The organism is Leptolyngbya sp. GB1-A1, from assembly GCF_039962475.1.
Lineage (GTDB): Bacteria > Cyanobacteriota > Cyanobacteriia > Elainellales > Elainellaceae > Leptolyngbya_A.
Window position 1 is genome coordinate 1 of sequence record NZ_JAMPLI010000012.1, and the last position, 15,187, is coordinate 15,187.

A 15,187-nucleotide genomic window follows, 5' to 3' on the forward strand; every position below is an offset into this window, starting at 1 on the left:
CCGCAGATAGTTTTGAGTGGCTAGATTCAGCGTTCGAGCATCGGGTTTGTTCATACCTCTATGCTAACAATTTCTCTCCTAATCCTGCCCTCTCTTTCCTTGCCGGGTTAATAACTGCACCTTACGCCAGCGAGTATCACGGTTAGTGAGGAAGACGTTGTCGTTTTTTAAGAAATTAGAGAACCATATTGGAGCAATTTGGTACTTTGTTCACCACTACAACGCATCCTTACCGATTTAGCACTGCCTGCAGGAATATTTATGGGGATATCTCAAGCCCTATATTTTAGTCCGTTATTGATTTACGCAACTCGCGCACGAAAGTGGAATTTAGTTAAAGGTGCAGCTTCAGAAGGTATCGTAACTGCGCTGCTAAATGTCGTTCTTCTGCTCATTCTTCCCAAGGGATAACGCTGTTAGCTAGGTAACCTTGTCAGTTAGATGCTGTATGAGGTTCAGTCCTGGTTGCCGCACCCCAACCCTTCATTGCACCGGACTGTTGAGTGCGAATCGGTTAGGATTGAGGGGTTACTGGCAACCGGTGAATATCGCCGTTATGTAGCAGATTCAGATGATAAACGAATTTTAGTAACCGTCTCCGCTTCATTCCTCCTCAAACTTCTGTTCATTGCCAACGTTGCGATCGCATTCCTAGTTCTACAGGCAGTTTTAAGTGAAGCGTTGGTCTTTATTCTTGCCCATCCCATTGGTAGAACGGTTCCCACTGGTTTAAGTTCATATTAATGGCGATATGCATTGCCCAAAACGGTGAATACTAAGCCCGATCGCCTTTATCAGGAGAACAAAGATGGGCTTCATTTCATCGCTGATCACAACATTGGTTGCCATCCTGCTTTTCTTGAACAGCAGCCGAATTTCGCAAAAGCAGGGCCGCACTGCAATTCGGGTTGTGACGGGTCTGATTGCAGGAGTTGCCGCCTTTTCGACGATCGCCAAGAGCCTTGTAGTGATTCCTGCGGGGTCGGTGGGCGTGGTGCAGTTTTTTGGCAAAGTCGATCAGCGTCCGTTGAATCCGGGAGTTCATCTTCTGAATCCGTTTTCAGATGTCGAAAAGCTATCAACTCGTCTCAAAGATGTGAAAGAAACGATCGAATCGACATCCCAAGAAGGGTTGGCATTCACAGTGGATGTGAGTTTGCAATATCAGCTTGATCCGCAGAAGGCATCGGATGTGTTTGCTAAAATCGGCACGGATGAATCTGAAATTTTGATTTCTCAGTTTCGATCGATCGTGCGTGAAGTGACGGCAAGCTATCCCGCAGAAGCCATCTACTCGAATAAACGGCAAGAGGTCGCCAATCGCATTCGGGAGCGGTTGACCGAGCAACTGTCGCCGCTGGGATACACCGTGCAGGATGCATTTTTGCGAGAAATCAAATTACCTGAGACGCTGCAAGCTGCCATTCAGGAAAAACTCAAAGCAGAACAGCAAAGCCGGCAGATGATCTTCACCCTGGAGCAGACCCGGCAAGAGGCAGAACGCAAAAAAGTGGAGGCACGCGGCATCGCTGAGGCGCAGGCAATTATTGCCCGCAGTTTGACCGGTGAAACCCTGCAACTAAAGGCGATCGAGGCAACGCAGCAGCTTGCAAGTTCAGACAATGCCAAAGTGTTGATTTTGAACGGTGGTCAGAGTGGCACGCCCCTAATGTTTCAGCTCGATTCGAGCACTTTACAAAACGCTAGACAATAAACGTTTTAGCCCCTCCAGTGCTACTTTTCTTTAGCGCGGTGTCCTCTCAATTTCTCAGTCGTTTGTCCTGTTTTTAATCCTCTTTTTGGATCGCCCGATCGGGTGAGATGGAATTGCCTAAACGGGCGAGGTGTTAGCGGATTCGTAGCGAATAACCTGGTACACGAACGAGGGTGAAAAACACCTGAAGCCAAGTTAATCAGGGTATTACTTCAGTTTTGATAATTCAGGTGAAGTTAACTTTTATGAATTGATTGAGCTAGCTTTAAGGATCAACACGCCGATCGCTTTGTTAACTCATTAAGGTCAATTCGACGTTTATTCGATCGAATTTTGAATTGGTGAACTTGTCTTTGTATTGAGTCAATAAGCTAGACAAATCCGAAATTCAAATCTTGCAATTCCAATTATCCTTTCCATCCATCAACAAAGGGGAGTTTTTATGACAGCTTCTAAAGCATTTAATCCGGCTCAGGCAAACGCTGCATCCGATCCGATTTTGCGTCGGGGCGATCGAGGAGCGGCAGTCATCGAGCTGCAAAAACTGCTGAACACGAAAGGAGCAACGCTGGCAGTAGACGGAGATTTTGGTTCGGCAACCGATGCGGCAGTTCGTAAGTTTCAGCGCGACAATCAGCTGGTAGCAGACGGAATTGTGGGTCCGAAAACCTGGGTAGCTTTGCGATCGGTTCCGGTGCAGCCGCTTCGCCTGGTGGATGTTGTAACCTACTACGACCCGGCAAAGCATCCGCATCAAAGAGAAGCCTTGTTCTGGCTGCAAACGCAGATTCCGCTGCAAACCCTAGCAGAATTTGCTCGTCGCTGGCGTAATGCTCCGCCCATTAGCGATCCGACCCTTCAGCAAGGCAGCAGTGGCGCGGCCGTCGTCGAACTGCAAAAGCTGCTGAATAAGTTTAATTCTGGTCTGACCGTAGATGGTACATTTGGTCCCGCAACTCGTGCGGCAGTTGTGGCATTTCAAGCAAAGAATGAGCTTGAGGCAGACGGCATTGTCGGTGCTAAAACCTGGATGGTGCTGCGGTTTATCCCGATCATGCTTGTTGATTTGAAAGCGAATTACAACCCGCAACAAAATCCTCATCAGCCTCAGGCATTGAACTGGCTGCAAACCCAGATCTCCGCTGCAACGCTGAATGAATTTACTCGCCAGTGGCGCAATCAAGCCTAGATTCAAACATGAATTGAATGGCTCGATCGATGCCTTAATTAAGACAACTGAATGATGAGAACTGTCCTCTTGCTTATAAAGTGAGGGGACATTTTTTGGGCATTGCTGAATCAGGATATGAAGGGTGCAAATTTAGCTTCTGTATCGCCCCCTAAATCCCCCAATGCTGGAGGACTTTGAATTCTGGTTCCCCCAAAAGTTGGGGGGCTAGGGGGGCGAATCATAAGCTTATTCAGCAACGCCTTTTTTTCTGGGTAATTCAGCTTGGAAGCGACGACCATTCCTGCCTGCATTTCTATTCAACCTGTTCAGGGCAGGCTTCAAATTCAGAACGTATCTAAGTTTCTGTTTCTGGTGCTAGTGGCTCGTCTGAAACGCGCATGGCTTCGATCGTGCTTTTAATTGTGGCGGCGATCGGCATTGCCAGCACCACGCCCACAAATCCGGCGACTCGTCCACCAATGAGCAGGGAAATAATAATCCAAATAGGATTGAGTCCGGTGAAATCACCTCGTAGCCGGGGCGCGACAATGTTGTCGATAATTTGCTGATAAATGACGCTGGCGGCGAGCACCTGAACCGCAGGCACAAAGCCCTGAAGTCCCCAGATCAGCAGGCAAACCAGGCTAATACCGATCGTTGGACCGATCAGCGGAATGACTTCAAATAAGCCCACAATCAGCGTGAACAGCAGGCTGAACTTGATCTGCAAAAACAGCAGGGTTGGGATCAGACAAGCCACCATAATCAGTGCCAGCAAGACCTGACTCAGGAAAAACTGGTGAAACTGTTGCTGAAGCGAGTGGCTAAGTGCATCGCCAAATTTCTCAGGCAGCAGCCGGATCAAGCCTTTCCAGAACCGATCGCCGTACAGCAGCATATAAAACGCCAGCACAATCCAAAACACTGACGCAAACAATTGTCCCAGCGTGTTGAGGGCAAGTTCGGGCAAGCGGGCCAGAATTCCCTGAATCTGGGTGGCAAGCTGATTGGTAATTTGAGCGAGATCTAGCGGCAAATTGTTGCGATTGATCAGCGATTCCAGCCAGGTGATGTTTTGATTGCTTGCCCGTAACAAGTCGGGCAGTCCTTGCAGGAGTTGATTGGTCTGATCGATCAAAATGGGAATCAGCGTCGATGCCAGCACAATCAGCAGCACTATAAACAGCATCAGCACCAGAAAAACTGCCTGGGTTCGGCTGGAGCCAAGTTTCTGAAAGCCCTGCACCAGATAATTGAGAATCAGTGCCAGCACTGCACTCAGAACAACCAGAGTGATCAAGCCCTCAAAATACTGAAAAACCTGCGCCAAAACCCACAGATTCAGCACGATCGCAGGACCGCTCAATCCGTAGAGCAAATAGCGGCGCAGCAGTTCAGAAGTTCGCATCGATCGCTACGAGGTTTCCAGGCTTCAAGACTGCATCACTTCAAGTACCTGCCGAATCACCTCAGCTGTGGGCTGATCGGTCACCGTCACCGAGCCGATCGCCGTCGGTAGCACAAATCGAACGCGCCCATCTTTGACTTTTTTGTCGCTTTGCAGAGCAGTGACGATCGCTTCCAGATCCATTCCGGCAGGTAATCGGGTGGGTAATCCTGTTTTCTGAATCAGCGCATTCTGGCGATCGGCGGACTCCTGATCCCACATTCCCAGGGCCACGGCAATTTGTCCGGCAGCCACCATGCCGATCGCGACTGCTTCGCCGTGATTCACCACTTTGTAGCCTGTTAGACTTTCGACTGCATGACCGATCGTGTGTCCGTAGTTGAGAATGGCACGCAGTCCGGCTTCTTTTTCGTCTTTGCTAACAACGTGTGCCTTTGCCTCACAGGATGCCGAGAGAATTTGGTGCAGCAGTTCCTCGCTGACATAACGCTGCTGATCCAGTCGCTTGGCGGCTTCAAGCTGCTCAAATAGCCCCGCGTCCCAGATGACGCCATATTTGATGACTTCTGCCATGCCTGCCCGAAATTCCCTTGGCGGTAGGGTTTGCAGTACTTGCGGATCGATCATCACCAAGCGCGGCTGATAAAATGCGCCAATCAGATTCTTGCCCTGCGGATGGTTCACGCCCGTTTTGCCTCCGATTGAGGCATCTACCATTGACAGCAAAGACGTGGGAACCTGAACAAAGTGAATTCCCCGCATCCAGGTCGCTGCCGCAAAGCCTGCCATATCGCCAATCACCCCGCCACCCAGGGCGACAATTGTAGACGATCGCTCCAGTCGATCTTCCAGGGCAACGTCATAAATTTTCTGAATCGATGCCAGCGTTTTGTAGCGTTCGCCCGCAGGCAGCATCACCGTCGCTACATCAAACCCGGAAGCGGTGAGGGAGCCGATCGCCTGCTGCCCATACTGCTTAAAAATCATGGGGTTCGATACCAGCAGCACTTTCTGCCCCAGCTTGAGCGGCTGCATCCAGTGTCCTAGCTGTTCCAGTCCGCCCGACGCGATCGCGACTTCGTAAGACTGCTGCGGTAACTCTACTCGAACGATCGACTTCATGACTTGCTTCCACAAATGCCTGTGGGCTGATCTTACTCCACATTGATAGGGACTGTCGGGCAGTTCGGCGAAAGGAGGGGGGCGAAAAATGCTTGAATAGGGATGTGATGTTTACTGCTTTAAAGACGGAGAAAGGTCAATGGGAGCAATTGCATATCTGCTGATTGTGGGTGGTACTACGGGATTTGCACTGGCACTGTATTTTGGACTTCGTGCTGTAAAGCTGATCTAAGCGATCGTTGTCATCGTTTAAGCAGTGGCAGCGATCTGGCATCGCCCCCTAAATCCCCCATGAATGGGGGACTTTGAGTTTTAAAAGGCGGATTCTATTTCATCAATGGCATTGTCAGGTGTTGCTTGAGCGGCAATTCCAAGTCGGCTCACGTTGAAGCTGCATTTTCAGTTCCATTTTCAATCTGTGTTAGTTCCGGTGTTAGTTCCTGGGTTAATTCGATGACGTTTCCATCTGGGTCTTGTGTGAAGGCAGCCGATCGCCCGGAAGCACTCATTTGCAGCAGGTATCCGTGTTGCTGAAGCTGTGCTTTTGCGGCTTCGAGATCTGCGACGGCTAGAGCCAGATGCGAATTTCGCCCCCATTTTTCTGCGTTGGGAATCGTTTGGTTCAGCTCCTCATGCACAATGAGATGAATCTGCACGTCGCCAATCTGATACCAGCGTCCTGGAAATTTAAGCGATCGATCGACCTGAGGCAGTCCCAAAACGGTGCCGTAAAAGAAATCGGCTTTCTCCAGGTCAGAGACAAGAATTGCGGTGTGAAGGTAGCGGCTAATTTGAATCATTGCTTTGCTGAAAGAACTCGGTTGAACTGGCAGATGTGGCGAGCCTCTGCACGTTTATCTTGAAATTCTCTTCTGCCTTCCATCTTAAAGAACAGGGCAAAGCCTGGATCGCTCTAGAGAAGTCCTCTGGCTCTAAAGAACTTGTTAGGATAAAGTCTGAAATCGATCGCGCTACCCTTGCCTGCGAGAGTTCCTGTCAACTTACTCCTTTTCCTGACGCTGTTCATGAATATTTTCACCGATCTCCTGTCCAAGTCTCCCGCGTTGTCCGTTCGTCCTCAAAAGCAGCGACGTACGGTGGAAATCAAAACGCCTCAAGAAATCGAAATTATGCGGCAGGCGGGGGCGATCGTTGCCACAGTTCTCAAAGAAATCTCTGAGCTGGTCGAGCCGGGCATGACAACGGCAGATCTAGATGCCCATGCGGAAAAGCGAATTCGCGAAATGGGCGCAACGCCGAGCTTTAAGGGCTATTACGGGTTTCCAGCTTCCATCTGTGCCTCGATTAACGATGAAGTGGTTCACGGCATTCCCAATCCCAAGAAGGTGATCCGGCGCGGGGATGTGCTGAAGGTCGATACTGGGGCATTTTTTAACGGATTTCACGGGGATTCCTGCATTACGATCGCCGTTGGCAAAGTTACGCCTGCTGCCCAAAAGCTAATTCAGGCGGCGGAAGCAACGCTTTACAAAGGTATTGAGCAAGTGAAAGCCGGGAAGTGTCTCTTAGATATTGCCGGAGCGGTGCAGGATCACGCCGAGGCAAACGGCTTCAAAATCGTAGAGGACTATACGGGGCACGGTGTTGGGCGCAATCTGCACGAAGAACCTTCGGTGTTCAACTTCCGCACCCACGAAATGCCCAATGTCCGCCTTAAACCCGGTATGACGCTGGCGATCGAACCAATCATTAATGCAGGCTCCAAGCACACCCGCACCCTTTCCGATCGCTGGACGGTGGTCACGGTTGATCGCAGCCTTTCTGCCCAGTTTGAACATACGGTGCTGGTCACGGAAGAAGGCTACGAGATTTTAACCGATCGATCGAAGGTGTGATTGCTCGGGGCTTGGATTGAGCGTCGGGTCAGGGGCGGTTTGAGAGCCATTTTGATGATTCAAACTGCCCCTTTGGGAGGGTTTTATTCCTGGTTTGTCTTAATTGCCTGCCCAACTCGCGCTTTTGCGGCTGCAAGTGCCTGTCTCACCTGCTCAAACCCCGTTCCGCCGTAGCTATTGCGCGCTGCAACCACCTGACGCGGAGCGATCGCCTCATAAATGTCCGACTCAAACTTGGGGTGAATGCTCTGCCATTCTTCGAGCGTTAGATCCTTAAGCAGTTTGCCTGCGCTGAGCGAGGTTTTGACGACTTTGCCCACAAGATTGTAGGCTTCGCGGAAGGGAACGCCCTTGGCTGCCAGGTAGTCGGCGACATCGGTGGCGTTGGAGAAGTCTTCATCCACAGCGCTATTGAGGCGATCGACCCGAAACACTAAGCCTTCCTGCATCAGAATGGTCATTGCTTCCAGGCAAGCCTGCACCGTTTTGACCCCATCGAAGAGGGCTTCTTTGTCTTCCTGTAGGTCTTTGTTGTAGGCGAGGGGCAGTCCTTTCATCAGCACGAGCATGGCTTGCAGATGCCCAAACACGCGCCCGGTTTTGCCCCGTACCAGTTCCGGCACGTCGGGGTTTTTCTTTTGCGGCATGATGCTGGAGCCTGTGGCGCAGCTATCGGTGAGGGTGACAAAGCGAAACTCCTCTGATGCCCAAAGAATCACTTCCTCCGACAGACGGGACAGGTGAACCATGATCAGACTCGCTGCCGCCAGAAACTCGATCGCAAAATCTCGATCGCTCACCCCGTCCAGGCTGTTGGCATACACGCGACCAAAGCCTAGCTGTTCTGCTGAGTAGTGGCGATCGATCGCAAAGGTCGTTCCTGCCAGTGCGCCGCAGCCCAGAGGCGAGATATCCACTCGCTTGTAGACATCGCCAAGCCGTTCCCAGTCGCGATCGGTCATTTCTACATACGCCAGCAGGTGATGCGCCAAACTGAGGGGCTGTGCCCGTTGCAGATGGGTATAGCCAGGGATCAAGGTTTCGATATGCTGGTCTGCCAGGGTGAGCAGCACGGTTTGAAACTGGCGAATCTGTTGCCGGATGATCTGGATCTGGTCGCGCAAATACAGCCGGGTGTCAGTTCCGACCTGATCGTTCCGCGATCGAGCCGTGTGCAGCTTTTTGCCCACATCGCCCACCAGCTCGGTCAGCCGTCGCTCGACTGCGAAGTGAACGTCCTCAGCATCCACTCCCGGCTTAAAAAAGCCCTGCCGATGCTCCTGCCGGATTTGCTCTAGCCCTGTGACCAGGGTTTCTCCTTCCTCTGGGGAAATAATGCCTGTTTTTGCCAGCATTCTAGCGTGTGCTTGCGACCCGGTGAGGTCGTACTCGATTAGCTCAAGATCAAAGCTGATACTGGCATTAAAGCGAGCAATTGCCGGATGGAGAGCTGCCTCAAACCGCTGGCTCCAGGTTGCAGGTGGAGAAGATAGATTACTCAAAGCGCGAATCTCCAATCAAGAGCGGGTCAATCATCGCATTCAGGGTGCGTTCAAATCGCGTGCATTGCGAAATCCTAGCGATTGTACCGCGATCGGTTTTGCGAGAACTGTTCGCTGGGAAACGAGCAGATTAGAACCTCGTATTGCGCCCAACTGCGAAAGACAATTTCTTAATGCTGCCCAACCGTAGTTTTGCCTAACCAGAATGCTGCCCAATCGTAGTTTTGCTCAACCTGATGCTGACGAAGTGGAACTTTTAGCCGTAGGTGGTGAGTCCCCGGACGATATAGCCAATCACAAACCCGGCGAGCATTGCCCAGGCTTGACCCGATTTGACAAAGTTATTCAAAGTGGTACGCGTTCCCTTAAACACATCGGTTTCAAACTGCTCCGCCAGGAGTGTCTGCATGGCATCGAAGGGATGGTGGAAATCGATCGAAACCTGTCCGAGCAGGTGATGGCTAGCATCGCTCCACGAAGCATCAGGCAACCAGAGCAGGAGTGGGTCGATCAAATGATCAATCATGTGAATAACGGACATAAGCAGAGATAATCGGGGAATAGAAGGAAATGAAACGAACCTAGTTTGCCACAGTTCTGGAATTGCGGCACAGGAATTTGGGAAAGCGTTGCAGAAGGGGCTGCCTTAACCAGGTCTGTTCCTGATTCTTCCTCATTTCTGCGGATTTCTGCGGAACGGTTCGTGCGATTGAAGGAGTTCGGGTCGATGAGTTTCAAAATGGCAACTCTCAATGGGCGATTTGGGATGGCACTTTAGATAGCCTGGATGATGAGATAGTCTGGATGATGCCGCGAGGTTCTGTTTGCAGCGGTGCGATCGCCTGAGCCCTCAGAGTGAGTCCTGCCGCAATCGATTGGTTAGGGCAATCTTTCTGATGAAATAGGCATCTTTTTTAAGCAGTTGAGTAGACGGTTGAGGACAGCCAACCCTCGATCGCTTGAATCTGCACTTCGTAATTTGTGCCTTACGGAATTGAAACTCCCTATGGTTTCTTTTACACGGTTTTCCTTTATATAGGCTTTATTAAGGAAGGATGAGGTAACGATTCTAGGGAGAAAAAACGTGGAAGCAATCCGTAAAAATCGTTAGAAACGATACATTTAGAACGAAAAAAATTTCACTTTTTCCACATAGTCAAACGAAATTTATAAAGATACTTCTATTCGCTTTCACCTGCTATAGTAAGTGCTCGTTGCTGCCGGATATTTTGAATTCAACTCCGCAACCTATGTAAATTCCGAATAAAAAGATCCGTACTGTGCTGAAGTTACGGATTGTTCTCGTATAAACAAGTAGACCGAGCCGATCGACTGATTCGTTGTTTCTACACGAGTTCACTGAAAATCATGGCTACTTCACGCTCCTTGCTCCTTTCCGTATGTCTATCGGGCTTCGTTTTTTCGGCTGCAACGCTGCCCCTGCTCTTCCTGGGTTCTCGTCCGATTACCGTTGAAGTTGAGGAAAAACCGCTGCTGACGGGTCGAATTCAAGACCTGGCATCCCCTTATCTGGGGCTTGTGGCTGGGCTGAGTGCCGGAGTTGGGCTGCTTGCTCTGTCGCTCACTGAATGGCGAAACACGGCTCGAACGCTGAATCAAACCCGCGATCGGGTATCTGCGCTAGAACAGCAGCTTCGACAGCAGGAACACCAGGTTGAAAGTCTCAAGTTTTCTGAGTCCAGGCTTCAAAGTCAAGGACTCAGCTTTTTTTTAGATCCGGGTGATGCTGTTTTGCCGGGGGCAGCCTCCCTTCATTCTGCATCTACCTTTGCACCGGTTCATGCAAATCCGGCGCACTATGCTGCCTCGCATAACTCGAACTCACACAGCTCCAATTCACACAGCTCGATCGCCCATCAGTCCGGTTTCCACCATCAGGCATCTGCTCAGATCGAGGAATTAAAGACTGCTTTAAAGCAGTTAACGAATCAGGTTGAACAGCTCCAAAACCCTGAATCCAGAGATTCGATCGCTCACTCGATCAATCCTTCGGTCAATGCTTCGGCTCGTGCTTGAGTCAGGAAAAATAATTACTTGTGTTCGTTGAGTTAGGTTTGCGATCGTCAATTTTTGCTGCTTACTTCTGTTGATTTTACTGATAGTCTTCGGTCTACACTCCATTCTGTTCGCAATTGCTATTTAATTCGATTTATTGGATTGGTTTTTGTTTTGCTTCATGTGATTTCACGGTTTCATTCTTCGACTGTTTTGTGGCGAATGTCTAAATCATGTGCTTGAGTTAAGACAACAATAAGTGGAGGCGATCGTCTTGGTCATTGGTCGCTGGTCATTGGTTATTCGTGACTGATAACTGATAATTGATCTGTTGTTGCTCAATAACGATTTCATTCTTTTGGGTTTAATTGGGTTCCCTGCTGGGTGTGCTGCAAAACTTCAGTGATTCAGAATTAATAGATTTCGCACTGATTCGTTGCGTCCATTCAGGAATTGTGTCTTTGGAAATTTATTCCAACTGGAATTAGCCGTATGAATTCCTCTCTTCCCTTTCGTCCGCGACTACCCCGGCAGGGGAACCGCTTCGCCTCAAGTCTGCCCCATCGCCTGTCCTATCACCTCGCCTGGAGTGCGGTTTTGAGTCTGGGACTCTGGAGTATGGGAAGCTCGACCCTTGCTTTGCTCAGTGCCTCTGCCCAAACTGTTCCTTCTTCTGTGCTCAATGCCTATACGCTGCTGGATCAGGGCTTAGTGAATCAGGCAATTGCCCGGTTTGAACAGCTACTTCAGCAAATGCCCCAGTCGCTTGAAGCACGTTTGGGTTTAGCGATCGCCTATCGTCGTGCCGGACGGGATGCTGATGCGTTTCAGGCATACGAGCGAGTCTTGGCGATCGATCCCAATAACCGCTTAGCCCGGCTGAGCCTGGGAACGTTAGGCGGCTATCGTCCTGAATGGCACGAGCGCGGCATCGCTGCCCTGAGCGAACTGATTCAGCGCAATGCAGAAGACGCGGAAGCCCTTGCCCAGCGTGCTTTGCTATATATCTACCAGGGACAGTTTGACGCTGCCGTCGCAGACTACGAAAAAGTGCTGCAAAAAGACCCCACTCCCGAAGTGCTGCTGGGAGCGGCGCAGGCATACGGCTATCAAGGTAACTTTACTCAGAGTCTTACGCTGTTCGATCGTTATCGACAGACGGGTAAACCGCTTCAGGGCGATCCTGCGATTGCCTATGCCAGGGTTTTGCGCTTGACCGGAGAACCGACCGCTGCCGTTCAGGTGCTAGAAAATCAGCTTCGATCGCAGCGCAGGCTCACGCCGGATGCCATTCGTATGCGGGCAGAGCTTGCTTTAACCTATGCCGCCCTGCAACGGTTCGATCGCGCTACAACTGCGCTGGCCCCTCTGCGGGAACGATCGGATTCGCGCATGATACTAGGGCGGACTTTGATGGCGATCGGACAAATCCCGACTGCGCCGATTAGGAATCGAGAAGCGTTCTTGAATGAGGGAATTGCGCTGTTTCAGTCGGTGCTGACAGATCCAGAAGTGTCAGTCCAGACGCAGCGAGAAATTGCGGACGTGCTGGCAGGTGTTCCTCAGTCCCAATCCATTGCCCTTGCGGTTTATCAGCGATTGGGACAAATTCAGCCGGATGATCGCGGCTTGCAAACTCGGCTTGCGGTGCTGGAGTATGAGAGCAGCAAACGTTCCGAGGCGGATCTGCTGACGCGGCTGACTCAGCTATTGCAAACGCTGCCCCCAGAAGCAGACCAACAGCAGACGATCGCTGACGCATTAATCCAGATTAAGCAGCCCAACCCGATGCTGCTGCCGCTTTACGAAAACCTGGTGCGATCGGGCGTGGCTCAGCCAATGCTCTATTTCCGAATTGCTCAGATGTATCTGCGGCAGGGCAAATACGACACGGCGCGATCGGTGCTGGCGACCTATAAGCAGGCATCCCCTGAGCAGCCCAATCTGGTCGCAGAACTGCTGCTGGCGGCGATCGATCAGCGCGAGGGCAATCTGGAAGACAGTATTCGCCGCTATCAAGCCATTATTGATAGCAAACCCCAGAACCCGGACATTCTGGGTGGGGCACTGCAAGGGTTAGCCGGAGTGCGGCAGGCAGAGGGAGCGTACCGGGAGGCACTGCTGCTTTATAACCAGGCGATCGCTCTCAATCCTCAAGACCCAGCCCAGCAGCTTGGACAAGCCAGCCTGCAATATCAGGCAAATATGCTGTCGCGATCGGAGGCAGAAGCGATTCTGCGGAGCTGGTTAACCAGTCAGCCGCTCACGAATACTCCGCCAGAGCTGTATAGTCTGGTTGCCGCGCTGCCCGCGAACCCGGCTTACGAAATGCTCTATCGGGCTTTGGTCCAGGCAGACCCAACCCAAATTGGGATACAGGTGCGGCTGGCGGAAGTCATTGCAAAGCAAAATCAAACGGCGGCAATGGCATACGTCGATCAGCTAATTGCCCGCGACCCTGATGATTTGACCGGTTACTTTCTCAAGGGTCAGATTGCTCAGCAGGTCGATGATTTGAACCAGGCAGCCGCCGCCTATGAGGAGATTCTCAAGCGGGAGCCTCAAAATGTGGACGCTCTGTCTGCCCTGGGCGGCGTGAGATTTCAGCAGCGACGCTATTATGCCGCCGTGGATCTCTACAGTGAAGTGCTGGCAATCCGACCCAATCACACGATCGCCCGCAATGCCCTCTCCAGCCTGGAAGGCGTTTTGAAGCGCAGCATTCCGGCACTCCGGCAGGCTCAGCAAAGGCGTCAGGCAGAAAATCAAATCCCTGTCAGTCCTGTGCCGACTCCGCTACCCTCCGCCGAATTTCAGCCGCAGGAAGATACGCCGCTGCCGTGGGAAAGCCGCTCTTGATTGATCTGTTGATTCGCTGTTGATTGGTCTGTTAATTCACCTGTTACTTCATTGCTGATTCATTTGGCGATTCACGCATGACAAAACTGCTGCTTTTCCTAACAGGAATGACCGCGCTGGTGCTGGGTGGATGTACGCCCGCTGCTCCACCTGTGGCAGCCCCTTCGCCGATTCTGATTGTCTCGCCTGCTGGCGAACCCGATGCGTCTGCGAAACGGGCAGAAATTTTGTCGCAAAGCTGGCAAACCTATAAGCAGCGATTTATTCAGGCAGATGGCAGAGTCATCGATCGCGAAGCAAACGATCGCACGGTGTCTGAAGGACAGGCATATGCCATGCTGCGAGCGGTGATGATGGACGATCGCCCTACGTTTGAGCAAACCCTTGCCTGGGCGGAGTCCAACTTGCAGCGTCGGGATGCTCAGGGTCGTCCCACCGATTCGCTGTGGGCATGGAAATGGGGCAAGACGGATCAGGGCAGCTGGGGGACGATCGACGGAAATTTTGCCAGTGATGCGGATATTGATGCGATTACTGCGCTGATTTTGGCGGCGCGGCGGTGGAACCGTCCTGAATATTTGGGTCTTGCCCGTACCAAGCTAGAGGATTTGTGGGAAGTTTCGACCTTCTACGTGCCTGCGGCTTCTTTCAATCAATCTGGTCGTCGCTATCTGCTGCCGGGACCGATCGCCGCCTTTCTGCGGTCGGATGATCCTACAGGGTCTACTGCGCCCGATCGCTTGGTGCTGAATCCGTCTTATTTTGCTCCGGCTGCGTTTCGGCTATTTGCCGAGATTGACCCGGAACGGGACTGGATGAGTCTGGTAAACAGCAGCTACGAAATTCTCAACGATGGGGCAGCGATCTCGAAACTTGGACTACCGAGCGACTGGATTGTGTTGAACCTGAGTACGCGAAGGCTAGAACCCGCCCCGCCCAATTTTTCCCTGCGATCGCTTTATAGCTTTGATGCCTACCGGGTGTGGTGGCGCGTTGCGCTTGATGCGGTCTGGTATCAGGAGCCGCTTGCCCAAAGATTTCTGCAAACCCATCTAGAACCCTTGAAAAAACAGTGGCAGACCGAGCAAAAAATTCTGGCGCGGATTGATCTTGAGGGACAAGCGATCGTCTCTTATGAATCGACCGCACAGTATGCCATGCTGTATGCCGCTTTTACTGCCATTGATTCATCGATCGCATCCCAGATTGAGCAGCAAAAGCTAATTCCCACTTATCAAAACGGTTTTTGGGATAACGATATCGCTTATTACACGCAGAATCTTGCCTGGTTTGGGCTGGCGTTTCCCTATGGTTTAACGGTCGATTGGCGCAAGGCGCAGCATGGTTTCACTCAGGCTCTGACTTCAGGTGTTTAGTTTTGTTCTTCAGCTTGTTCTCTAGTTTGTAATCCGCTTGTGGTGTGTCGGTTTCTGGTTTTTTCACGACTTTATCAACGAATCGAATGTCAGTTAATTAGTTCAAGCCTGTAGTTGATTTTTGCACTTTCCAAGTCACTGTGCATTTACTGTTTGATTCGAT

Annotated in this window: 13 protein-coding genes and 1 pseudogene; 9 read left to right on the forward strand and 5 right to left on the reverse strand. The window is 51.2% G+C overall.

Annotated features, from left to right (window positions below; all coding sequences use genetic code 11):
* Positions 1-112: 112 nt before the first annotated feature.
* The 4 genes and pseudogenes from NDI45_RS13750 to NDI45_RS13765 all read left to right on the forward strand — a co-directional run.
* A pseudogene (locus tag NDI45_RS13750) lies at positions 113-241 on the forward strand (IS1 family transposase); the annotation flags it as partial.
* Positions 242-441: 200 nt separating this feature from the next.
* Positions 442-744, forward strand: coding sequence for a hypothetical protein (locus NDI45_RS13755; protein WP_348247669.1), 303 nt, complete (start codon positions 442-444; stop codon positions 742-744).
* Between the two features lie 64 nt (positions 745-808).
* A complete protein-coding gene (locus NDI45_RS13760) occupies positions 809-1,714 on the forward strand; it encodes a prohibitin family protein (RefSeq protein WP_348247670.1) in 906 nt (301 codons plus the stop codon).
* 442 nt (positions 1,715-2,156) lie between these two features.
* Positions 2,157-2,903, forward strand: coding sequence for a peptidoglycan-binding protein (locus tag NDI45_RS13765; protein ID WP_348247671.1), 747 nt, complete (start codon positions 2,157-2,159; stop codon positions 2,901-2,903).
* Positions 2,904-3,240: 337 nt separating this feature from the next.
* Here NDI45_RS13765 and NDI45_RS13770 read toward each other — a convergent pair whose 3' ends face one another.
* Both NDI45_RS13770 and aroB read right to left on the reverse strand, forming a co-directional pair.
* Positions 3,241-4,293, reverse strand: coding sequence for an AI-2E family transporter (locus tag NDI45_RS13770; protein WP_348247672.1), 1,053 nt, complete (start codon positions 4,291-4,293; stop codon positions 3,241-3,243).
* Between the two features lie 24 nt (positions 4,294-4,317).
* The gene (aroB, locus tag NDI45_RS13775; protein ID WP_348247673.1) at positions 4,318-5,415 is read right to left on the reverse strand and encodes a 3-dehydroquinate synthase; all 1,098 of its coding nucleotides are present in this window, start codon (positions 5,413-5,415) and stop codon (positions 4,318-4,320) included.
* 139 nt (positions 5,416-5,554) lie between these two features.
* On the opposite strand from aroB, the gene NDI45_RS13780 reads away from it, so the two are divergent.
* The gene (locus NDI45_RS13780) at positions 5,555-5,647 is read left to right on the forward strand and encodes a cytochrome b6-f complex subunit PetL (RefSeq protein ID WP_190792883.1); all 93 of its coding nucleotides are present in this window, start codon (positions 5,555-5,557) and stop codon (positions 5,645-5,647) included.
* Between the two features lie 148 nt (positions 5,648-5,795).
* Here NDI45_RS13780 and NDI45_RS13785 read toward each other — a convergent pair whose 3' ends face one another.
* Positions 5,796-6,212, reverse strand: coding sequence for a VOC family protein (locus NDI45_RS13785; RefSeq protein ID WP_348247735.1), 417 nt, complete (start codon positions 6,210-6,212; stop codon positions 5,796-5,798).
* Positions 6,213-6,440: 228 nt separating this feature from the next.
* Between NDI45_RS13785 and map the strand changes: the two genes are divergently transcribed.
* A complete protein-coding gene (map, locus tag NDI45_RS13790; protein WP_190792882.1) occupies positions 6,441-7,271 on the forward strand; it encodes a type I methionyl aminopeptidase in 831 nt (276 codons plus the stop codon).
* Positions 7,272-7,354: 83 nt separating this feature from the next.
* Here the strand turns inward: map and argH are convergent, their stop codons facing one another.
* Both argH and NDI45_RS13800 read right to left on the reverse strand, forming a co-directional pair.
* Complete coding sequence (argH, locus tag NDI45_RS13795) at positions 7,355-8,773, reverse strand: argininosuccinate lyase (protein ID WP_348247674.1); 1,419 nt, start codon at positions 8,771-8,773, stop codon at positions 7,355-7,357.
* A gap of 256 nt (positions 8,774-9,029) precedes the next feature.
* The gene (locus tag NDI45_RS13800) at positions 9,030-9,314 is read right to left on the reverse strand and encodes a hypothetical protein (protein ID WP_190792880.1); all 285 of its coding nucleotides are present in this window, start codon (positions 9,312-9,314) and stop codon (positions 9,030-9,032) included.
* A gap of 827 nt (positions 9,315-10,141) precedes the next feature.
* Here NDI45_RS13800 and NDI45_RS13805 point away from each other — a divergent pair.
* The 3 genes from NDI45_RS13805 (at position 10,142) to NDI45_RS13815 (ending at position 15,024) form a co-directional block, all read left to right on the forward strand.
* Complete coding sequence (locus NDI45_RS13805) at positions 10,142-10,810, forward strand: hypothetical protein (protein ID WP_190792879.1); 669 nt, start codon at positions 10,142-10,144, stop codon at positions 10,808-10,810.
* Between the two features lie 471 nt (positions 10,811-11,281).
* Positions 11,282-13,648, forward strand: coding sequence for a tetratricopeptide repeat protein (locus NDI45_RS13810; protein ID WP_348247675.1), 2,367 nt, complete (start codon positions 11,282-11,284; stop codon positions 13,646-13,648).
* 77 nt (positions 13,649-13,725) lie between these two features.
* Positions 13,726-15,024 carry a glycosyl hydrolase family 8 gene (locus NDI45_RS13815; protein ID WP_348247676.1) on the forward strand — a complete coding sequence of 433 codons (1,299 nt, stop codon included), beginning with the start codon at positions 13,726-13,728 and terminating at the stop codon, positions 15,022-15,024.
* Positions 15,025-15,187 lie beyond the last annotated feature (163 nt).